The following is a 21,061-nucleotide window of genomic DNA, read 5'->3' as shown; positions in this document are numbered from 1 at the left end:
TAGGTGTCGGTGAAGCTCGCGCCCGCGCGCAGCAAGGACCGTGTCGTCAAGGTCGGTCCCAAGGGGCGCACCGACATCCGGAGCTATCGGCCAGAAAGCGCCAAGGCCCAGTGCTCGTGGTGATCTACACCCACGGCGGCGGCTGGGTGGATCACCGTCGAGCATGCGCCCGGCGGGTCGAGCGCTATCCACCGGCACAATGCACATGCGTTTGTTTACGTGTTGGAGGGCTCCGCCGTGTCGCAACTGAAGGGCGGCGTCGGATGTCCTCGAGTGGGCGCTGAACGCGCGGGCCGGCTCGTGTTCGAAACCGTTGTACCAGTCGGGTGCTCGAACCCGACCGCGAACACCGCGTTCGCCGGCAAACGTCAGCCGGTCGCCGCCGGTTGCCAACACCGGGACCGCCTTCTGCGGGAACTGGCGGCGAACCGCGAGCCGCTGGTGGCCACGCACCTGCAGTTCCCGTCTGTCTGCCATGTGGCGGCGGCCGGCGATGCCTTCCGTTGGGTACCTGCCCCCTTGGGAGTATTGACCGCTTGTCGGGCCAGGGCCGAACGGGGCGAGCGCATGCGTTTGAATACCCGGTTGAATCTCAGCTTTGTTCGACACCGCGTGTCTTCACCGGCTTGGGTTTCGCCTCCTCCACCGTGTTGCGCGCGAGAGTAGCAGTGAGCTTCAAACCGAAAGGGGAAGTCACATGACCGAGAGCAAGGAAACAGTCGATCAGGACCGCCGTCGGCTTTTGGCTGCGGCTACGGCGGGTGTTGCCGCCGCGAGTGCCTCCAGCCTGCTCCCCTCACGACTTTCAGCCACGCCCCAGGGTGACGGTATTCGTCCGTTTCGCTTCGAGGCATCCGAAGACCAACTTGCCGATCTTCGCCGGCGCGTCGCGGCAACCCGCTGGCCAGACAAGGAGCAGGTCGCCGATGAGACCCAGGGCGTGCGCCTTGCGACCGTGCAAAGTCTCGCGCAGCACTGGCAGACCAGCCATGACTGGCGGGCGGTCGAGGCGAGGCTCAACGCCTGGCCGCAGTTCATGACCGAGATCGACGGACTCGACATCCATTTCATTCACGTGCGTTCGAAGCACGAGAACGCGCTGCCAATGATCGTCACGCATGGTTGGCCCGGCTCGATCATCGAACAGATGAAAATCATCGGTCCGTTGACTGATCCCACGGCGCATGGCGGAACGGAAGCGGATGCCTTCCACCTGGTCGTGCCTTCGCTGCCTGGATATGGTTTCTCCGGCAAGCCCACGGAGGTTGGCTGGAACCCGCCGCGGATCGCCAAGGCCTGGGCCGTGCTGATGCAACGCCTCGGCTATGCACGCTACGTTGCCCAGGGTGGCGATTGGGGCAATGCGGTTACGGAGCACATGGCCTTGCAGCAGCCGCCCGGACTGATCGGAATCCATACCAACATGCCTGCCGCAGTTCCGGCCGAGATCAACAAATCCCTTGCCGCGGGAACGCCGCCCGGCGGGCTCTCCCCCGATGAGCTCGATGCCTGGAACCAGCTCGATTTCTTCAACAAGAACGGCCTTGGCTACGCGATCGAGATGAACAACCGCCCGCAGACGCTCTACGCCCTGGCCGATTCGCCCGTTGGCCTCGCAGCCTGGATGATCGATCACGACGACCGCAGCGAGAAGATGATCGCCCGCGTCTTCGCCGGCCAGACCGAGGGTCTGTCAAAGGACGATATTCTCGATAACATCACGCTCTACTGGCTCACCAACACCGGGATCTCCTCGGCGCGGCTCTATTGGGACAACGCGCATCATCCGACGGGCGGCTTCTTCGATGTACGCGGCATCACGATCCCGGTCGCCGTGACCGCCTTCCCGGACGAGATCTATACGGCGCCGCAAAGCTGGGCAGAGAAGGCCTATCCCAAGCTGATCCACTACAACAAGGCTCCCAAGGGCGGCCACTTCGCGGCCTGGGAACAGCCAACGTTTTTCGTCGAGGAGATGCGGGCGTCCTTCAAGTCGCTGCGCAATCCGACGTGACATCGGAAGGAGGCGTGCTCATGGATGGCAGCGGCCACCTGGAAGCTGTTGATTACGGCCGCCGCTCCGTCGTTGGCGCTGCGGCCGTGGCGTTTGCCGCCGTCGAGCTGGGATTAAGCGTGCCGGCAAGGGCGGCGGCCGCTGCGAGCGGGTCAGCAGCCCTCGTACCGTCCGCATTGGGCCCGCTCAAGCAGATCGATGCCGGGGTGCTCAGCATTGGATATGCAGAGCTGGGACCCGCGGCCGGCCCGCCAGTCATGCTTCTTCATGGCTGGCCATACGATATCCACACCTATGCCGATGCAGCGACACTGCTGGCGGCAAAGGGGCGCCGGGTGATTGTGCCTTATCTGCGCGGTTACGGCACGACGCGCTTTCTGTCGCACGATGCGGCGCGCAACGGTCAGCAGTCGGCGCTCGCCGTAGACGTCGTCGCTCTGATGGATGCGCTGGGCATCGAGAGGGCTACGATCGGCGGCTGCGATTGGGGTGCGCGGACGGCCAACATCGTCGCCGCGCTGTGGCCGCAACGCTGCAAGGCGATGGTCTCGGTCAGCGGCTATCTGATCGGTAGTCAGCAGCTCGGCAAGATGCCGCTGCCGCCGAAGGCGGAGCTGCAATGGTGGTACCAGTTCTACTTCGCGACCGATCGCGGCCGTGCCGGCTACGAGAAGTACACGCGCGATTTCGCCAGGCTGATCTGGGAGCTCGCGTCGCCGCAATGGCGTTTCGACGACGCCACCTTCGAGCGGAGCGCTGCAGCCTTCGACAACCCGGACCATGTCGACATCGTCATGCATAATTACCGTTGGCGGCTCGGACTTGTCGAAGGCGAGAAAGCCTACGCCACTCTTGAGCAGCAACTTGCAAAAGCCCCGGTCATCGACGTGCCGACGATAACGCTCGAGGGCGACGCGAACGGTGCGCCACACCCCGATGCCAGCGCCTATGCCAAGATGTTCACGGGCAAGTACGAGCACCGGGTGATCACGGGCGGCATTGGACACAACCTGCCGCAGGAGGCGCCCCAGGCCTTCGCAGAGGCGGTGATCGACATCGACACCGACAACTAGAACCAAGAAGTGCATCACCGGCCCCCGTGGAATGGAAAGGGACGCCTTATGGCCTTCAACATCGAAATCAACGGAAAGCCGCATACGGTCGATGTCGACGCCGACACGCCATTGCTATGGGTCCTGCGCGACGTGATCGGTATGACCGGCACCAAGTTCGGATGTGGAATGGCGCTATGCGGCGCGTGCACCGTACATATCGACGGCGTGGCGACCAGATCATGCATCACGTCGGTCCACAGCATCGGCGAGTCGAAGGTGACCACTATCGAAGCCATCGGCGCGACCCCGGCCGGGGCGGCAATCCAGAAGGCCTGGCTCGATCACCAGGTCGTGCAATGCGGCTATTGCCAGTCCGGACAGATTATGTCGGCGGCGGCGCTGCTTCAGAGCAATCCTGATCCGACCGATGCGGACATCGATAACGCGATGAGCGGCAATATCTGCCGCTGCGGGACCTATGTCCGCATACGCGAGGCGATCAAGCTCGCCGCGCAAGCTGGCAAGCAGGGAGGCTGACATGACCCTCGCTCGAACCCTATCCGCCGGCTCCAATCTTTCCCGTCGCAACTTCCTGGTGGCCAGCGCTGCTGCCGGCGGCGGGCTGATACTTGGTCTCGCTCTGCCGTTCGGTCGCAGCGAGGCCGCTGGTTCAGCCGACTTCACTCCGAACGCGTTCATTCGCATCGGCAGCAATGGCGAAGTCGTGTTGACCATGCCCTATGTCGAGATGGGGCAGGGGACCTACACCGCGATCCCGATGCTGATCGCAGAAGAACTGGAAATGAGCCTGGCGCAGGTTCGTCTGGAGCATGCCCCACCAAACGAAAAGCTCTACGCAAATCCATTGCTGGGGGTGCAGGCGACCGGCAACTCGAATGCGATTCGAGGGGCCTGGAAACCCCTGCGGGAGGCCGGGGCGACTGCGAGGACGATGCTGGTCGCGGCCGCGGCGCAGCGCTGGGGCGTTGATCAAGCGGCTTGCCGCGCGCAAAACGGGGAGGTGATCCATGAGCCGACTGGCCGGCGTGCCAGTTACGGTGACCTGGCCGCCGAGGCATCGAAGATGCCGGTTCCGGAAAGCGTGTCGCTCAAGTCACCCCAGGATTTCACGCTTATCGGCACCCCGGCCAAACGGCTGGATGCGACTGCCAAGGTCAACGGGACGGCAGTCTATGGCATCGACGCCCGCCCGGCGGGCGTGAAGATTGCGACCCTCGCGCAGTCACCGGTTTTCGGCGGCCGGGTGAAGAGCGTCGACGATACCGCATCCACGGCAGTCAAAGGCGTGCAGCAGATCGTCCGGCTCGATGATGCCGTTGCTATCGTCGCCGATCACATGGGCGCTGCGAAGAAGGGCCTGGAGGCGCTCAGGATCGAGTGGGACGACGGCCCCAACGCCGCGCTCGGTACCGAGCAAGTCGCCCGCCAGCTCGAAGAGGCGACGCTCAAAACCGGCGCGGTGGCGCAGAACGTCGGTGATGTCGAAATGGCGATGGCGAACGCCGCGACCAGGCTCAAAGCCCGTTACGAGGTGCCCTTTCTGGCCCACGCCGCGCTCGAACCGATGAACTGCACGGTGCATTTTCGCAAGGAGGAGTGCGAGATCTGGATCGGCAGCCAGGCCGTGGCTCGTGTCCAGGCGATGGCCGCCCAGGCCTTGGGCTTGCCGCAGGACAAGGTCATCGTACACAACCATCTGATCGGCGGCGGCTTCGGCCGTCGGCTGGAGGCTGATGGCGCTCTCCGCGCCGTCGAGATCGCCAAGCATGTCGACGGCCCCGTGAAGGTGGTGTGGACTCGCGAGGAAGATATCCAGCATGACATGTACCGGCCTTACTGGTTCGATCGACTTTCCGCAGGATTGGACGGGGAGGGCAGGCCAGTTGCCTGGTCCAACCGCTTTGCCGGTTCCTCGGTCATCGCGCGTTGGCTGCCCCCCGGGTTCCATGACGGCCTCGATCTCGACTCGACGGAGGGTGCTATAAACCTCCCCTATGACCTGCCGAACTTCCATGTCGAATATGTGCGCGTGGAACCGCCGGGCATACCAACCGCCTTCTGGCGCAGTGTCGGGCCCTCGCACAATGTCTTCGTCACCGAGAGCTTCATCGATGAAATGGCGGCGGCAGCGAGGCAGGACCCGGTCGCCTTTCGCAGGTCGCTTCTCTCCAAGTCGCCGCGAGCGAAGGCGGTGCTCGACCTCGCAGCGGAAAAGGCTGGATGGGGCGAAGCAGTGCCGAAGGGAAGAGGGCGAGGGGTTGCGCTGCAATTTGTGTTCGGCAGCTACCTTGCCATGGTCGCCGACGTCGAGGTGTCGGAGGACGGCGCGGTTCGTGTGCATCGGGCGGTCTGCGCCGTTGATGTCGGCACCGCCGTCAATCCCGACACCGTTGAGGCGCAGGTGCAAGGCGGCGTCATATTCGGAACGACAGCGGCGCTCTACGGCGAAATCACGTTGAAGAACGGGCGTGTCGAGCAGGCCAATTTCGACTCCTACCAGATGATCCGAATGAACGAGGCCCCGACGATCGAAGTGCACGTCGTCAAAAGCGAGGAGCCACCCGGAGGATTGGGCGAGGCCGGGACCTCATTGATCGTCCCCGCGATCGCCAATGCGGTCTTCGCCGCGACCGGCAGGCGGCTGCGCAAGATGCCGATCGGAACCGCTTTGGCGAAGCAGGGCAACTGACCGGGCGTGACACGAAAGGAACTGGGTTGAACGATTTGCTGGCTCATTCCGCTTACAAATATGTCCTCTGTCTCGCTCTGGCTGTCAGCCTGGCAGCTTCGGCATCGGCTGGTGGTGTCGAGCCTTTCCCGGCCGAATTTCACTCCGATCAGATCGCGACCAATGGCACGAGCCTGCATGTCCGCATCGGCGGCCAGGGGCCGGCGGTCGTCATGCTGCATGGCTTTGGCGATACCGGTGACATGTGGGCACCGCTAGCGGCCGTGCTGGCAAAGGACCACACCATCATCGTTCCCGACCTGCGCGGCATGGGCCTGTCGGCGCATCCGGACTCTGGTTACACCAAGAAGAACCAGGGTGTGGACATTGCCGGCGTGCTCGATCACCTGAAGATCGAAAAGGCCGATCTCGTGACCCATGATATCGGGAACATGGTCGGCTACGCCTTCGCCGCACAGTTCCCGGACCGCGTGACGCGCTGGGTCGTCATGGACGCACCGCTGCCTGGCGTCGGCGACTGGGACAATATCATACGCGATCCGCGCCTGTGGCATTTCAACTTCCGCGGCCCGGACGTCGAACGGCTGGTCGCGGGGCGTGAGCGCATCTATCTGGACCGTTTCTACAACGAACTTTCCGCCAATCCTGCCGCGATCGACGAGGCGACACGCAACCACTACGCCGAACTCTATGCGCGGCCTCTGGCGATGCATGATGCGTTCGAGCAGTTCGGCGCCTTTGCCCAGGATGCTGCGGACAACAAGGCGCTGCTTGCCAAAAGCGGGAAACTGGCCATGCCGATCCTCGCGGTCGGCGCCGAAGAGTCCTTCAACACCGCGATGGCCGACGACATGCGTTTCGTTGCTACAAACGTGACCGGCGTGGTGATCCCCAACTCCGGCCATTGGCTGATGGAGGAACAGCCGGCGGCCACAGTGAAAACCATCGCTGATTTTCTGGAAATGAAGTGAGGCGAACCGGCCAAATCGGGCGATATTTCCAATCATTGTTCGTGTAAGCTACTGCCAGAATGGCGCCACCGCCGCCATTACGAGGCGCCTAGACGCCGAAACGACAACGGGGCCTGCCAGGGCGACGCTTGTAGCCCATCGGTGCCTCGACGGTGCGGCCATGGCCGCGTTCGATGTGAGGCCAGGTCCTGGTGGTCGCGCGGCCCGAAGCGTCAAGACGGAAGCGCGACTGCAGTAGATTTTGTGATGTGAGCTCGAACGCGGAGGCGGTAGAGTGAAAGAACCATCACGCAGCTCGCCGAGCGCTACGCCGAACCCAACCGATTTGAAGAGTGCGCCGGACAGCGCCGGGCTAACCGAAGCCTCGGGCGTCGCTTCCCACGCAAAAATGGATAAATCAAACCCGTCGAACGAAACGGAAACGATTAGGCCAATCGATGACAACACTGCGCCGTCACCGACACCTCCGCCGCCAGCGGATCAGGCCAAGACCCCGTTCGCCGCAGCAACCATCGTTGCCATCAGCACTGCCGCGATCGTGGGGTTGTCGCTGTGGTATCTGGTGCAGCCGCAGCCTCTGCTGGTGCAGGGCGAGGCAGACGCGACGCGCATAGACATTGCGGCGCGCGTCGAGGGCCGCATCGGTCAGCGGCCGGTGTCTCGTGGTGACAATGTGACGGCCGGCCAATTGCTCGTCTCGATCGACAATCCGGAGCTGCGGATGAAGTTGAATGAGGCCGAAGCGGCGCGGTTGGTCGCGATTGCCGATCTCACGCGCATCGAGGTCGGTACCCGCGCCGAGGTCATCGCCGAGCGCAAGGCGGCCGTCGCTGCCGGTGAGGCGAGCCTGACGCTTGCGCAGGAGACCTATGACCGCACCGTGCAATTGACGAAGAGCGAAACCGCGTCGCTGCAGCGGCTGGACGAAGCGACGGCATCGCTCGACGTCGCCAAACGATCTTTGGAGCAGGCCAGGCTTGCCTCCGACGAGGCAGTCGCCGGATATACGGCCGAGGAGCGCGGCGTCGCAAAAGCTGCCGTCGGCAAGGCAGAAGCGGCGATCGTCACCCTCAAGGCACAGGTTGCGGAACTGACGGTCAGCGCCCCCGTTGCGGCGCAGGTCTATCAGGTTGCAGCCGAACCGGGGGAATATGTCTCGCCCGGCATTCCCCTGCTTTCGCTTGTCGATCTCGGCGACGTCTGGCTGCGGTTCGACCTTCGCGAGGACCTGCTCAAGGGACTGAAGGTCGGCGATCGCTTCTCGGCAAGGATTCCCGCGCTTGGCGACATGCCGATAGAGGTCGAGGTGCGGACGATTGCAACGCGTGGCGAATATGCCGGGTGGCGGGCGACGCGGGCAACCGGTGACTTCGACCTGCGTACCTTCGAGGTGAGGGCCTATCCGGTCAAGAAGGTCGACGCCCTGAGGCCGGGAATGAGCGCCTACGTTGACTGGCGGCCACGATAATGCCAGCCGGCCATCGCCCCGGAATTGTCAGTGTGGCAGTTCGCGAGGTAACCTGGATCTGGCGGGACAAGGTGGCGCTCCTGCTCGTGGTCGGCATTCCATTGCTCGCCTTCGCACTACTCGCTGCGACCTTCAGCAATGCCGTCATACGCAACCTCCATGTGGATGTCGTCGATCAGGACCGCTCGAAGACTTCGCTAACGTTCGTTCACGCGATCAGCGCCGCACCCGGCGTGGATGTCGACCGGCGGTCGGACGATCTCAATGATGCAATGCATGCGGTCCGATCAGGCAAGGCCATTGCGGCGGTCTATATCCCCACGGATCTCGAGCGGGACATTCAGAGCGGGCGGCGGCCGCAGATCGTGATCTTCTTCAACAAGCAGTTCTTCACGCCCGGCAATGTTGCATCCGGTGCGCTGCAGGGGGCCGTCGCAGCCGCCGTGGCCGACCTGCCACCCGGTCGACGCCCGACATCCTTTCAGCTCGGCCCGCTGATCGTCGAACAATATGTGCTGACCAATCCTGCGTTCAATTATGCGCAGTTTCTGCTGCGTGCGATCTTGCCGACGGTCCTCCACGTCGTGATCGCTATCGCTGCAGGATATGCCGTCGGCTCGGAGTTCGGGACACGCGACATCGGCGATTGGCTGGAGACTGCTGGAGGCAGCAGCCTGACCGCGCTCGTCGGCAAGCTGTTGCCCTACTTCATCATTTTCCAGCTCATGATGGTCATAGGGCTTGGCATCATTCACGGCCTGTTTGAGATACCGTTTCGGGGCAACGCGGCGCTTGTGGGCGTTTCGGCCTCCCTGCTGATCATCGCCTATCTATCCATAGGGGCGCTGCTGCAACTGCTGGTCCGAAATCTTGCCTTCGGACTGAGCTTGACGGGCATCGTCTGCTCCCCGGCCTTCGGATACGCCGGTGTGGGGTTTCCGGTCCTTGCAATGGGCGCATTTGCGCGTGGCTGGGGCGCGCTTCTGCCGCTACGCTGGTACATCCAGATTCTGTTTGACCAGGCGGCACGCGGTGTACCCGCACAGGATTCGGTCACGCCTTTCATGATGCTCGGCGGCTTGGCCATCGCCTATTTCGGCCTGGCCTGGATCAGGCTGCGCTCCGTTTCGCGTCGCCCGGTGCGCATTCCGGTGGACAGGCCGGTCCCACCCGGCCGGGGCCGGATCAGTGTCGTGCGCGCGTTCACTGACGAATACGGCCGCGTCCTTCGGGACCGCGGCGCCTTCAGCCTGATCGTGCTCGCGCCGCTCATCTATGGGCTGTTCTATCCCCAACCCTACCTTGGTCAGCTCATCAAGGATGTTCCGGTGGCCGTCGTCGACGACGATAGGTCGAACGTCAGCCTGACCATCATCCAGGCCCTCGATGCCCACGAAAATCTCAAGGTCGCGCTTCGGCCAACCACTCTGGCGGAAGCGCAGAGGGCGTGGGCGCGTCGCGAGGTTTTTGGAATCTTGAGTATTCCGGCTGGCACGGAGCGCGACGTTCTGAAGGGCGGTGGCGCAAGGTTACCTGCTTTCGTCGACTCCGCCTATTTCCTGCTCTATAATCGCACCCTTCAGGGCATTCAGGAATCGGTGGGGGCAGTCCGCGCCGATCTTGCAGCGCGAAGCGCGCGGCCGGATAGCAGCCTCTACCGGGCCGCGTTGGCTGGCAGCGCCCCCGTGGAGATCCTGAACCAGCCTCTTTTCAACCCCACCGGTGGTTACGGCAGCTACATTGTGCCAGCCGCCTTCGTCCTGATCCTGCAACAAACGCTCTTGATGGGGGTGGCAACGGTTGGCGGCGCGACGTTCGAAGGCGGTGGCCACGCCGCGCGCCGCAACCGCAACGCTTTGATGGCGGTGATCGGCCAGAGCCTTGCTCACCTGTTGCTGTCGCTGCCGGGTTACACGCTCTTCCTGGTCGTCCTTCCGCGAGTCTACGGCTTTTCCGCGAACGAACACGTCTTCGAAATCCTGGCGCTTGCCATTCCCTTCATTCTGTCCGTCAGTTTCCTCGGCCAGTTTGTTGGAAGCTGGTTCAAGCGCCGTGAGACCGCGGTGCTGCTGTTCATCGCGATCAGCCTGCCGCTCTTCTTCCTTGTCGGCGTGGCCTGGCCACCCGAAGCAATCCCTGCGGGTCTCCGCACCACCAGCATGATCCTGCCAAGCACGTCGGGAATTGACGCGCTGGTGCGCGTCAACCAGATGGGTGCTTCGCTGGTTGATGTCTTTGGTGACTGGGTGAGGCTCTGGGTGCTGGCGGGCGCATATGCGCTGCTGGCGGTGGCCGGTACCCGGATTGCATCTGCCCGGGGAGGCTAGAATGGATGCTGGATCTCGACGCCGTCTCCTGATCGCCCTGGCCGTCGCGGCCGTAACAGGTCTTTTGGCGACGAGGGGCGCACCCGCGCAAGACGCGGAGCGGTCGTTTCCCGGTATGGTCCGCCGGACGGAGATAAGGATCGCGCCGGAGATATCGGGTCGGCTGGGTTCGATTGCGGTTTCACCCGGCGAAAAGGTCCGGAAGGGCGACCTGCTTGCCGTCATCGACAATCCCGATCTCGTCGCCCTCGTGGGCGAAGCCAAGGCTGCGGCGGCGAGCGCACGGGCCGACCGCGACAGGGTCCTTTCGGGCGTCAGAAGCGAAGAAGTGGCAATCGCCGACGAAAGTGTGCACACGGCCGAGGCGAACCTCGTTCTCGCCCAACAGCAATACACGCGGACCAGCGCCCTCCTGACCAGAAACGTCGCCAGCCGCCAAGCCGCGGATGAAGCGGCCGCTTCGCTGGCAAAGGCCGAGGCCGACCTCGACCTGAAGCGGGCTCGGGCGGCGGCGGCGCGCGCCGGCCCCACGGTGGAAGAACGGGCACTGGCCGAGGCCAGGGTCGCACTTGCCGATGCGACGGTCGCGCAGCTCGGAGCGCGCCTTGACAAGACGAAGCTGATCGCGCCGTGCGACGGAACGGTCCGCATACGGGTGGCCGAACCGGGGGAGATCATGGGGCCCGGAAAGCCGGTTATGACGTTGGAGACCGACGAACGCCAGTGGTTTGCCTTCACATTGCGCGAGGACCAACTGCAAAATATCGCCCTTGGCGCTGCGGTGACGCTGGTCGCTCAGGATGGACGACGCATCGCCGCCCGCGTCACGGAACTGCGTCCGCTCGGCGAGTTCGCCACCTGGCGCGCCGCCCGAGCCGTTGGCGATCACGATGTCAACAGCTTCCGAGTGCGCTTCGACGCTGACGAAGCCGTAAACAATCTGGAACCCGGAATGACTGTCTGGCTCGCGCGTCCATAGCGCATCGGTTGAGCAATATGATGAACATCCTCGCCGATCCGTTCGTCCAGACCGGCGCTCTCGGGGCAGTCGGAGCCGTGATCACGCGCGTGTTGCTGCGCCGTCACCCGAGCGCCGCCTGATAGGCCAACTCGGGTTCTTCTTGGCGCTGACAGCCTTGCTCCTTTACCACGGCATCATCCCGTATGAACCGGGACCGTCCGTGCCCCTGTCCTCCAGCGGGTCTGTATCGCCATAGCCAAGATCATCTGGTGGACGAATGCGGCTTGGTCGCTGATCAGCATCGTCCGGGTCTTTTTGATCTTTGAGGTGCGCCTTCTTCAGGGCTGCGACCCGCCCAAAAGGTGGGGCTGGTGCTATATTGACGAGGTATTCATCGACATCGGCGACCGCATCACCCCGCAGAACGGTCCGCTTCCACGCTTTTACTAACTTTCGTCGGGGCCTTCGGAGGGTATGCGCGTGGGAAAATCCCCAGTCATTGTTCTCTTGAGAGTTCAGTAACTACTCGGTCGATGGTCAGAAGCCACGATTTTCCTCAGAACATCGCCGCTCGCGACGCGATGGCTGGTGCGCTGAAGGGAGGGGTGTCGGCTCTTGTACCACAGGGAAATCGCGCCTTTCGACATGCGTTTGATATACTAGGCCGACTACTCCTGGCGCATTGGTCCCCGCGTTGCTTCGCAACCTCAAGAAAATCGTGATGCCGCAGATGAATAAGTTTCAGCCGCCCCCTTGTCCTTCAAATCACTTAATCCAGTTTCAACCGAGCGAGGGGTGTCCGTTCGGCCGCTTCTCGGGTTCAATTTGCATATGGAAACGGATCGTCTCGACCAATGTCTACTCCGGCTAAGACCGCATCAACATGGAAGCGGTCGCCGTGGCGGCCGGTCTGCCGGATGCGCCAGTCCCGACCACACGTGCGAGAGCAGTCCGAGTTCTTCGTGTCAGAGATGCGAGAGTCGTCCAGGCCGCTACGCGGTTCGAAGTGAAAGAACACGACGCGGAATTCTCATTGATCGAAAGGAGGGAATTCGACATGAAAATATTCGCGGCTGTCCTAGCATTGGCTGGCGTCTTGCTGACAGGTTTTGTGCCCTTGGCGCAGCCGGCCAAGCCGACCATCGTCCTTGTGCACGGCGCATTCGCCGACTCGTCCAGTTGGTACGGTGTCATAAGCATACTGGAGAAGGCCGGCTACCCCGTCGTCGCTGTCGCAAATCCGCTACGCAGCGTGAAGGGCGACGCCGACACGGTCCGCAGCCTGCTTGCCACCATCAAGACGCCTGTCGTGCTCGTCGGACATTCCTACGGCGGCATGGTGATCAGCGGCGCGGCGAATGGTGAGGCGAACGTCAAAGCGCTCGTCTATGTCGCGGCCTTCGCGCCGGAGGCGGGCGAGAGCGCTGGCGGCCTTAATGCCAAGTTTCCCGGTAGCCTGATCGGCCCCGACACGCTGGCACAGCCGGTGGCCTTGGCAGGTGGCGGCAACGACCTCTATGTCCGACAGGAGAAGTTCCACGAAGCCTTCGCGCCCGACGTGCCCGTGGCCGATGCGAAACTGGCGGCGGCGGCGCAACGGCCGATCACCGACATTGCCTTCGGCGAAGCGGCAGGCGAGCCCGCCTGGAAGACCATCCCGTCCTGGTTCGTCTATGGCGACCACGACACCGCGATCCCGCCAAAGCTGCATGCGTGGATGGCTGAACGAGTTCACCCGCGCGAAACGGTGGTCGTCAAGGGCGCCTCTCATGTCGTGATGATTTCGCATCCCGAGGATGTGGCGAAAGTCATCGAAGACGCGGCAAACGCACCTTAATGCGATTCCCGCGTCGCTCGTCAGAGGCCACGCGTAACTCGAGGTGATGATCGAGAGATCGAACCATAGTCGCCACTTTCCACGAGGTCGACAGGGACGACCCCTTCGCCGCCTTGGAGGAGTTTGGGCTCTTCTCTCCGAGCTGAGGGCGGCCATCCGGTCCTTGCGGCAATCGAAATGAGATGAGCCGGCGGTTCTGCGCATGAAGCTTGGCGAGCACAGTAACGACGTGGAATTTCGCGGTATGCACCGCGATTTTGAGCTGGCGGGCGATCAGCTTGTTCGAGCCCCCGTCAGCAAGCAGCGCAAGCGTTCCCGATTCGCGGGGGCTGAGTGACAGGTTGTGAGGCGCGTCTCTTAGCAGCACTGCCTTGTTCAACGCCAGTAGCGCTTCGCATCGATCACATCGTCAAGCGCATTCTGCGCCATGCGGATCAAGTCGCCTTTCTTCTTTTGCGGCAAAATGCCTTTGGCCGCCTCTTCGTCGCTTCCCAGTTCTGCAAGCACGTTTGGCCCCGACATCAGGTCGTTAAGCGCGCCTAGATGATCCTGCAATTCCTCCATCGCCGCAATGAAACGGCGGCGCGCACCTCGCTTGTCAGAGAAAAACGATTTGAAAAACTAGCGTAGCGGAGTTTCTTGGCATCCTTTCGGATCTCATGCCGCTTCAAAAACCTAAAGGCTGCCAGTCCGTTGATCCAGCTGATGTGTTCGAGATGGGGTCGGAAGTCTACAGACCCAGCGGCCTGTGCGCGGACTTCAGTGGACGAACTGGACATCGGACAGCCCTCCTAATTGTCAAACGGATCACTGATCCGTTATGCCATACCCGGATCATTGATCCGGGTATCAAGGGGGTAAAAGTGGCTGTGCCTAAATCGCGGAATGCGATCGAGTCTGCCTCACTGACCAGGGACGAAGCGGAGATGCCTGCACCGCGACTGCGCGCCGATGCCCGCAGAAACGAGGAAGCGGTTCTGGAGGCCGCGAAGATCGTGTTCGCCCGCTCGGGGGTTGATGCGCCGATCCGGGAGATCGCGACACAAGCTGGTGTCGGCTGGGTATGCTCTACCGCCGTTTCCCGACGCGCGCCGACCTGGTGGCAGCCGTGTTTTGCCGCTGCCCTTTTGGGCGCGATGGCCTGATCAACGCCCGGCTCCGCTGCAGGCTTTCATGGAACGGTAAGCTGGTTGGCATCCTTGCCGTGGCCTTAGCGCGCAATGCAGGAAAGTTCGGCGCGGGTGTTTGCCGGTGGCGATTAGATTGCATGAAAAAGGTGCGAGTTGAATTTTCTTCTTTGGCGAGCTTTAGAAGGTGTTCAGTCGAATGTGCACTCGCGATTCACAGAGGAGGAAACGTGGCTCGAACGCTTGTCCGGCCTGGAGGTAGAAGTGAGCGCATTCAGCTTGCCGTCTATCAAGCGGTGAGAGAATTGCTCGCCGAGCGTCCCGGCGGAGAACTGACAGTGGCCATGATTGCGTCTCGCGCCGACGTCCCGCCATCGACAATATACCGCCGTTGGCAAACGCTTCAGCAACTCCTGACCGATGTCATGAGAGAGCGTTTCCTTCCCGTCAGCGTGCCGGTGGAGACGGGAAGTCTCAAGCACGACCTGGAAGTCTGGTTTGCGCAATTGGTCGACGCCATATCGTCTGGTCCTGGACATGCCATGCTGCGGGAGAGGCTGAGCGATGTCCGCATCGCGCGGATCGCCGCGGCATATGCGCGTCAGAACCTGGTCTGTCTCTGTAACCGATGTGCGACACGAGGCGAGCCGGTGCCGGTTCCGGATCGCCTCGTGGACCTGCTCGTCGCGCCGGCCATTTACCGGATCTTCTTCGCGGGCCAGACCATGTCCGCAGCCTACCAGGTCGAATTGATCGAGAACGCGCTGAAGTCTCCGATGCTAATGGAACCGTTCGAGAGCCAGTCCTCCATATGCGGTCATGGTCTCCACGAAAACGCTGGTCAGTAGTCGACGAGCAGCCAAGGTTCGTCGGTCCCGAAAAATGGCTGAACGCCAAGAAGCGGAGCCGCGCGGCTGACGATCTCCTTGACCATCGGGGCTGCTGTGTGCGCCGCCAGGCGGCGTCCCGCTTCGTCCCCCCGTGGCGCGTCGATGATCGACAGGACGATGTAGCGCGGGTTGTGCATCGGAAAACCGCCCAGAAATGCATTGAAATTGAGATCGGTGGCGTATTTACCATTCACCACCTTGTCGGCGGTCCCGGTTTTCCCGCCGACGTGAAATCCGGGCACCTGAGCGTTGCGACCGGAGCCGTTGATGCCATTGAAATTGAAGAGGTAGCGCATGTCGGCGCTCGTCTCCGGGCGAAGAACCTGGTTCGCCTGAGCCGTCACGCGGTCGGGACGTTGCGCCAGAAACGTCGGCCGGACGAGTTTGCCGCCATTCAGCAGCGCCGCAGCAGCAACGGCTGTCTGCAATGGGGTCGTCGCCATGCCATGCCCATAGGAGATGGTCGCGGAATTGATCTTCTTCCAGACGCGCGGCTGTGTCGGCGTCGCCACCTCGGGAAGTTCCGTCTCCATCCGCGACAGAAGACCGAGCCTGGTCAGGAACTCCTGGTGCGCGTCGATGCCCACCATGTCCGCTATTTTGACTGTCGCAATGTTCGACGAGTAGCGGAAGACTTCCGTGACGGTGAGCGGGCGGTTGCGGCCATGGAAGTCCTTGATCCTGAAACCGCCGATGCTGATCGGCCGCGAGGCGTCGACGACCGAGTCGAGCCTGATCTTGCCCGCGTCCAGCCCCATGGCCAGGGTGAAGCTCTTGAAAGTCGAGCCCATCTCGAACGTCGCATTGCTCATGCGGTTGAACCAGCCCTTTTCGTATTCCTTGTCGACGCTGCCATCGGGTGAGGTCCTCGCCGGCTCGTTCGGGTCGTAATCGGGGACGGAAGCCATGGCGAGAACTTCCCCGGACGCGACATCCAGCACGACCGCTCCGGCAGCCTCTGCTCGATAGGCGACCATCGCCTTCTCGATGACATCGTGCACGATGCTTTGAACGCGAAGGTCGATCGACAGCCGGACGGGTTCGAGCGGCACATCGTTCGTCATGCCCGCCGCCCTCAGGTCCGCGAGGCCCTGCCGGTCGATGTAGCGTTCCATGCCGGCCAGGCCGCGATTGTCCACATCGACGTGACCCAGAATGTGCGAGGCGGTGGCGCCGCCCGGATAGAACCGTCTCTTTTCGGGTCGAAAGCCAATGCCGGGTATGCCCTGCGCCAGGATGTCTGCCTGCTGTCGAGGCGTTAGCTGCCGCTTCAGCCACCTGAATGCGGATTTCGATCGAAGCTTTCTGTGTGTGTCGGCCCAGTCGAGGTCGGGGATGACGGCCACCAGCCTTTCGACAACTTCGTCGGGGTCTATGATCCTTCTGGGTTCAGCATAGAGCGACACCATGTTGATGTCGGTGGCCAGAAGGCTTCCGTTACGGTCGACGATATCGGGACGCGACGCCGCGGACGCGATGCTGCCGATCGCTCCAGTCGGAGCGGGCACCGCAAGGCCGTACTGGACGAGTCGCGCACCAATGACCAGATAGACTGTGGCAACGCAAGCCATCAGCAGTCCGAGCCGCCGTTTCCCCATCCGGGAGCGGGGCTTGCCGATGGCGGTTCGATGATCAGCGGCGCCCCGTCTCGTCACCAGAAAATGGGACCGACTCCTCAGCCTCACGACGCGAGCGATGATTGTCATTCCGGATTTACCCCAGACTATGGCTGCGACTGCGCGGGGCGCAGCGTCCAACTCACGATCGCGAGCATGCGCCACGCAGACGGAGCGCCTGACGAACACGAGAACGAAAGGTTCCCGGCTCTTAATGCGAGTAAAATCGCATTAAGAGCGTTACTAACACGTTAACGGACTGAAGATGTTGCCGTGCCGCTAGCGCTCGCCGAGGTGATATCGTGTCTTGCAGGCGAGGCTATCCTGCAAGTGTGGCACCGTTCACCGGCGGCACCGTCCTCTCAGAGGAGCACAAGCTCAAGCTGCCACCCGCGACCATCACGCAAAGCGGTTTGGCTCATAGGAGGTTTCCCTCTTCAACCCTGCGGCTGGGCGAGGAAATGCGGCTGGAGCGGGGGACCATCGTTTTCTATGGTTCTGCTATTTGGGTCGGATCGGATCGGCCTTAAAGCGGACATCTGTCGGATCGTGGAGGCGGCAACTTTGCGCCGGCATAACGGCCATTTCAGTCGTCGTGGCCTATTCCCCAAAGCTGACATGACGGCCTGCGACAACGCCGTCAGCCGCCCGGCTGCCCGCCTGCAATCTAAGACCAATCCTGGTTTGTCAGAGAGGTCCTCGCGCGAAGGTGGAGGTTGTTCTGCCATGCCATTTGAATGCGCGCCTCGATGACCTGGAGGGCCATGCGGTGGGCGCGAGCGACGTCGAAATCGCCCTGACGATGAGCGAACTGCAGCCAGAACCCATAGGACAAGGAGACGATCGTTTCGGCAATGTCGTCGGCCTCGTCCTTGGAGACGATATCCTTGAGGGACTTGGCCAGGTACTTGCGCAATTGATAGTCGCAGATGCGCTGCATCCGGTCGAACGCTGGGTCGTAGGGCACGCGGCTCCAGAAATAGAGCCAGGCCGACACGGCCGTCGGCGACACTTGCGATGGCGCGAAATTGCCGTCGACAATGGCGACGATCTCGTCGATCGTGCTGGTGGCCTGCTTGCGACGGTCGCGGACCTCGCGCAGAAGGCTGCCGACCAGGTCCGACATGGTGTCGGCGATCAGCGCTTCCTTGGTGCCGAAGTAGTGTGTGATGATACTGGTTGCGACGCCGGCTTCCGTCGCGATCTTCTTCAGCGTCAAGTCGTCGATGCCATCGCGATGCAGAACCAGGTAAGTGGCTTCGATCAGTTGCTTTCGGCGAATGGGCGCCATGCCCAATTTTGGCATCTCAATTATTCTCCTGTACGCAATCGGCCGCCTTCGTTCACTATCAAAAGTGGCGTCGGACGCCGCATGGCTGCGACGTATACATAGGCAAAACCCGGTTTCGGCGCTAGCTCCAGTGCTGAGCGCGGCAGAAGCGGGCGGACCGTGCAGACAGGAACATGTTGAAACGACCGGTACTTCTTGAGGACAAGGCGGTAGTTTCAGGCGCACATCGACCAAACAAAATCGGACTGCGGACGACACGCGCCGTCCGCAGTCCGACAAAGATGGCAAAAAATCCGCCCTACGATGCAGCGCCGAGTTGAGCGACCGCTATTCGGCGGCGTCCTGGACAGGAATGCTCGGTTCGAGGCCGCGCGGGATCTTCTTCTCCTTGTCGTAGAGCGGCATGTCGTCAAGGACAGCCGCATGCGACTTGCCATCGCGGCAGAGCACCTCGACGGCCGTGCCCGCTGCCATCGAACTGTCGAGGCGGACGATCGCCACGCCCTGTTTTAGATAGGGAGACCAGGCGCCGGCGGTGACGAAACCGACCTTCTTGCCATCCAACGACACGGCGCCGAGGCGCAGCGGCTCGCCCCCCGGGCACTTTAGCCCGACGACACGATTCGAGCCGGTGGCCTTGGCCAGCGCCGCCTTGCCGACGAAGTCGTCCTTGCTGAGGTCGACGAATGCGCCTAGGCCGGCTTCGAACGGGGTCATGGTCTCATCCATGTCCGAACCGTTGTTGAGGATCCCCCCCTCGATGCGGCGAATGTCCATGCTGTCGAGCGCGCAGATTTCCATGCCGTGCGGCTTGCCGGCGGCGAGGAAGCGTTCCCACATGGCCGCGCCGTCGAACTTGCCGCCGTTCGGCAACGTGTAGACTTCGAAGCCCATCTCATTGGTCCAGCCGGTGCGAGACAGGATCACCGGTTGGCCGCCGATAGTCGTCCTTGCCACGGAGAAGTACTTGAACTCGGCCGGAACGCCGGTGTCGCTCAGCGTGGCGAGGATGTCGAGCGAGGCCGGGCCCTGGATCTGCGTCACCCAGGAATCGGGATCCGATATCTCGACGTCGAGATCCTGCGAGTGGGCGATGAACCACGAAAAAACCGGACCGTCGGCCTGGACGTACCAGTAGGTGTCCTCCTCAAGGCGCATCAGCACGCCATCGCAGAGGATGGTGCCATTGGGATAGCAGAGCAGGCCGTAGCCGGCGCGGCCGGGCTTTAGCTTGGCGCAGTCACGCGTGAAGACGCGGTTGCAGAACTTGGCGGCATCAGGCCCCTTGATCTGGATCGGGCGCTCACCAGTGTCGAACAGGCCCGCCTTGGTGCGCAATGCCCAATAGCCGTCGAGGCGGTCGATCTTCTGCGAAACCGGCATCAGACGATTGTTGTACACGCAGTATTTGGCGCCGTTGGCGACATGGAATCGCGAGTACGGACCGCGGATCGTGCCATAGTCCCAGCCCGGCTCCTCATGGGCCGAGACAACGAGGCGGGTGAGATTGTCTGTCATTTATGGTCCTCCTTTGATGACAACGGTTGTTCTGGTGACGGGGAACGGGCAGCGACTCAGAGCGCCGCCTCCAAATTCCCCTGGCCTTGCGCCGCACCCTGCGACTGCAGGTTCCGCAGCCATTCGGCAGTGCGCTCGAAGCTGCCGAATGGGTAGAAGTGAACCGACCGGAACGTCGGGCACCCGGTCTTGCGCACGCCCGCCAGTTCGAGCAGCGTGTCTTCTGGCGAAAAAGACGTGGCCAGCTTGAAGGCGCGGCTGGCGTGGCGAGCCAGCATGCCGAGCGAGGCACCGACGCCGCAATCCTTGGCGAAGCGCATGAGGGTGGTCATTTTGGCGAGGCCAGGCAGCCCGACATCGACGGCGATCCCCGGCGCGGTCGGTTCGATGAAATCGGCATGCCAGGCAAACAGCTTGTCGGTGTCGAACAGGAACTGCGTGGTGAGCGAAATTTCCAAGCCGGCCTTGGCGGCGTATTCGCACTTGTCGATCAATGCGTTGCGCAGGACCTCGCGGCTCACCGCCGGGTGGCCGTCGGGGTGACCGGCCAGGCTTACCTTCTCGATACCGTGGCCTTCGAGCATGCCGGTCTTGAGAACGTCGAGTGAAGAGGCGTAGGGACCTTCCGGACTGGCAATATCACCGCCAACCAGCAGCACCTGCTTGACCGCGGCTCGCGAGGCGAGTGAACCGAGGAACCCCTTGAGTTCGTCATGGCTGACAAAGCGCCGCGCCGGGATGTGCGGTACCGGAACCATGCCCTGGTGCCGGAGCTTTTCAGACGCGCCGACAATCTCGGCGGTAGAACCGGACGTATAGGCAACATAGACCCGCGTGCCGGCGGGAAGATGATCGCGAAAATCATCGAACTTTTGCGTGTCTTTTGGCAAAACCTCGATGGAGAAGTTGTCGACGAGTTTGCAAAGACTCTCGTCGACATCGCTCCTGGTGGCTGACAAGTCCATTCCTTCCCTCCCGTTTTTTGCGCCGCACAAGCGGTTGAGCAGCCGATCGACCATGCGGGCGCTTTTTCATAGTATCGTGATACGATCATAGCAAGCCCCTCATTTTGATCCAGCCAGGGAGCCGTGGGATCCGTCGAGACTGTCTTGCTCAGGAAGCGAAGAGACGCGGAAAATCCAAATTTTTATTGTTTTGTAATAATATCAATATGTTGCGGAGGTTCGCCTCCCCAATGCGCGATTCTCGAACTGCGCATGTTTTGCAGAAATCACCTAAAGACCATAGGGCAAGTTGGGCTGCAGGCCCGGTCCCA

The 21,061-nt window shown here is 62.2% G+C and carries 16 protein-coding genes and 4 pseudogenes; 13 read left to right on the top strand and 7 right to left on the bottom strand.

From position 1 onward, the window contains the following. Positions 1-285: 285 nt before the first annotated feature. Positions 286-393 (bottom strand): annotated as a pseudogene (locus tag C7449_RS22455) (MBL fold metallo-hydrolase); the annotation flags it as partial. A gap of 3 nt (positions 394-396) precedes the next feature. On the opposite strand from C7449_RS22455, the pseudogene C7449_RS22090 reads away from it, so the two are divergent. The 11 genes and pseudogenes from C7449_RS22090 to C7449_RS12730 all read left to right on the top strand — a co-directional run. Further along, positions 397-513 (top strand): annotated as a pseudogene (locus tag C7449_RS22090) (MBL fold metallo-hydrolase); the annotation flags it as partial. Positions 514-697: 184 nt separating this feature from the next. Continuing rightward, entirely contained in the window at positions 698-2,014 is a 1,317-nt protein-coding gene (locus C7449_RS12775) for an epoxide hydrolase family protein (RefSeq protein WP_108003158.1), read from the top strand. 20 nt (positions 2,015-2,034) lie between these two features. Beyond that, positions 2,035-3,087 carry an alpha/beta fold hydrolase gene (locus C7449_RS12770; protein WP_108003157.1) on the top strand — a complete coding sequence of 351 codons (1,053 nt, stop codon included), beginning with the start codon at positions 2,035-2,037 and terminating at the stop codon, positions 3,085-3,087. 48 nt (positions 3,088-3,135) lie between these two features. Continuing rightward, a complete protein-coding gene (locus tag C7449_RS12765) occupies positions 3,136-3,606 on the top strand; it encodes a (2Fe-2S)-binding protein (RefSeq protein ID WP_108003156.1) in 471 nt (156 codons plus the stop codon). 1 nt (position 3,607) lies between these two features. Continuing rightward, positions 3,608-5,779: a xanthine dehydrogenase family protein molybdopterin-binding subunit gene (locus C7449_RS12760; protein ID WP_108003155.1), complete on the top strand. Its 2,172-nt coding sequence runs from the start codon at positions 3,608-3,610 to the stop codon at positions 5,777-5,779. A 26-nt stretch (positions 5,780-5,805) separates the two neighbouring features. Continuing rightward, entirely contained in the window at positions 5,806-6,750 is a 945-nt protein-coding gene (locus C7449_RS12755) for an alpha/beta fold hydrolase (RefSeq protein WP_374828263.1), read from the top strand. 538 nt (positions 6,751-7,288) lie between these two features. Continuing rightward, positions 7,289-8,218, top strand: coding sequence for an HlyD family secretion protein (locus C7449_RS12750; RefSeq protein ID WP_245414370.1), 930 nt, complete (start codon positions 7,289-7,291; stop codon positions 8,216-8,218). Positions 8,219-8,250: 32 nt separating this feature from the next. After that, entirely contained in the window at positions 8,251-10,545 is a 2,295-nt protein-coding gene (locus C7449_RS12745; RefSeq protein ID WP_245414369.1) for an ABC transporter permease, read from the top strand. Between the two features lies 1 nt (position 10,546). Beyond that, complete coding sequence (locus tag C7449_RS12740) at positions 10,547-11,524, top strand: HlyD family secretion protein (protein ID WP_170115869.1); 978 nt, start codon at positions 10,547-10,549, stop codon at positions 11,522-11,524. Positions 11,525-11,839: 315 nt separating this feature from the next. Next, a pseudogene (locus C7449_RS22525) lies at positions 11,840-11,956 on the top strand (UBP-type zinc finger domain-containing protein); the annotation flags it as partial. A 607-nt stretch (positions 11,957-12,563) separates the two neighbouring features. Then, positions 12,564-13,343 (top strand): alpha/beta fold hydrolase, encoded by a 780-nt coding sequence (locus C7449_RS12730; protein WP_108003223.1) that lies wholly within the window; start codon positions 12,564-12,566, stop codon positions 13,341-13,343. On the opposite strand, the gene C7449_RS22395 is transcribed toward C7449_RS12730, so the two are convergent. Both C7449_RS22395 and C7449_RS12720 read right to left on the bottom strand, forming a co-directional pair. Then, positions 13,315-13,710: a response regulator transcription factor gene (locus tag C7449_RS22395; RefSeq protein ID WP_342588254.1), complete on the bottom strand. Its 396-nt coding sequence runs from the start codon at positions 13,708-13,710 to the stop codon at positions 13,315-13,317. The genes C7449_RS12730 and C7449_RS22395 overlap by 29 nt on opposite strands. 8 nt (positions 13,711-13,718) lie before the next feature. Further along, positions 13,719-13,898: a hypothetical protein gene (locus C7449_RS12720; protein ID WP_146165080.1), complete on the bottom strand. Its 180-nt coding sequence runs from the start codon at positions 13,896-13,898 to the stop codon at positions 13,719-13,721. A gap of 371 nt (positions 13,899-14,269) precedes the next feature. Here C7449_RS12720 and C7449_RS22080 point away from each other — a divergent pair. Next, positions 14,270-14,463: pseudogene (locus tag C7449_RS22080) on the top strand (helix-turn-helix domain-containing protein); the annotation flags it as partial. Positions 14,464-14,700: 237 nt separating this feature from the next. After that, on the top strand, positions 14,701-15,318 hold the full coding sequence (locus C7449_RS12710) for a TetR/AcrR family transcriptional regulator (RefSeq protein WP_210204723.1): 618 nt from the start codon (positions 14,701-14,703) through the stop codon (positions 15,316-15,318). On the opposite strand, the gene C7449_RS12705 is transcribed toward C7449_RS12710, so the two are convergent. The 4 genes from C7449_RS12705 to C7449_RS12690 form a co-directional block, all read right to left on the bottom strand. Next, positions 15,312-17,066: a peptidoglycan D,D-transpeptidase FtsI family protein gene (locus tag C7449_RS12705; protein WP_108003149.1), complete on the bottom strand. Its 1,755-nt coding sequence runs from the start codon at positions 17,064-17,066 to the stop codon at positions 15,312-15,314. The two genes, C7449_RS12710 and C7449_RS12705, sit on opposite strands and share 7 nt — an antisense overlap. A 577-nt stretch (positions 17,067-17,643) precedes the next feature. After that, positions 17,644-18,282: a transcriptional regulator BetI gene (betI, locus tag C7449_RS12700; protein WP_108003148.1), complete on the bottom strand. Its 639-nt coding sequence runs from the start codon at positions 18,280-18,282 to the stop codon at positions 17,644-17,646. A 312-nt stretch (positions 18,283-18,594) separates the two neighbouring features. Further along, positions 18,595-19,785, bottom strand: a complete 1,191-nt coding sequence (locus C7449_RS12695) for an aminomethyltransferase family protein (protein WP_108003147.1) — start codon at positions 19,783-19,785, stop codon at positions 18,595-18,597. A gap of 56 nt (positions 19,786-19,841) precedes the next feature. Then, positions 19,842-20,750 carry a methylenetetrahydrofolate reductase gene (locus tag C7449_RS12690; protein WP_146165079.1) on the bottom strand — a complete coding sequence of 303 codons (909 nt, stop codon included), beginning with the start codon at positions 20,748-20,750 and terminating at the stop codon, positions 19,842-19,844. Positions 20,751-21,061 lie beyond the last annotated feature (311 nt).

The organism is Mycoplana dimorpha (assembly GCF_003046475.1).
GTDB lineage: Bacteria > Pseudomonadota > Alphaproteobacteria > Rhizobiales > Rhizobiaceae > Mycoplana > Mycoplana dimorpha.
The sequence above is the reverse complement of the archived record's forward strand: the minus strand, read 5'-3'. Positions and strand labels throughout refer to the sequence as shown.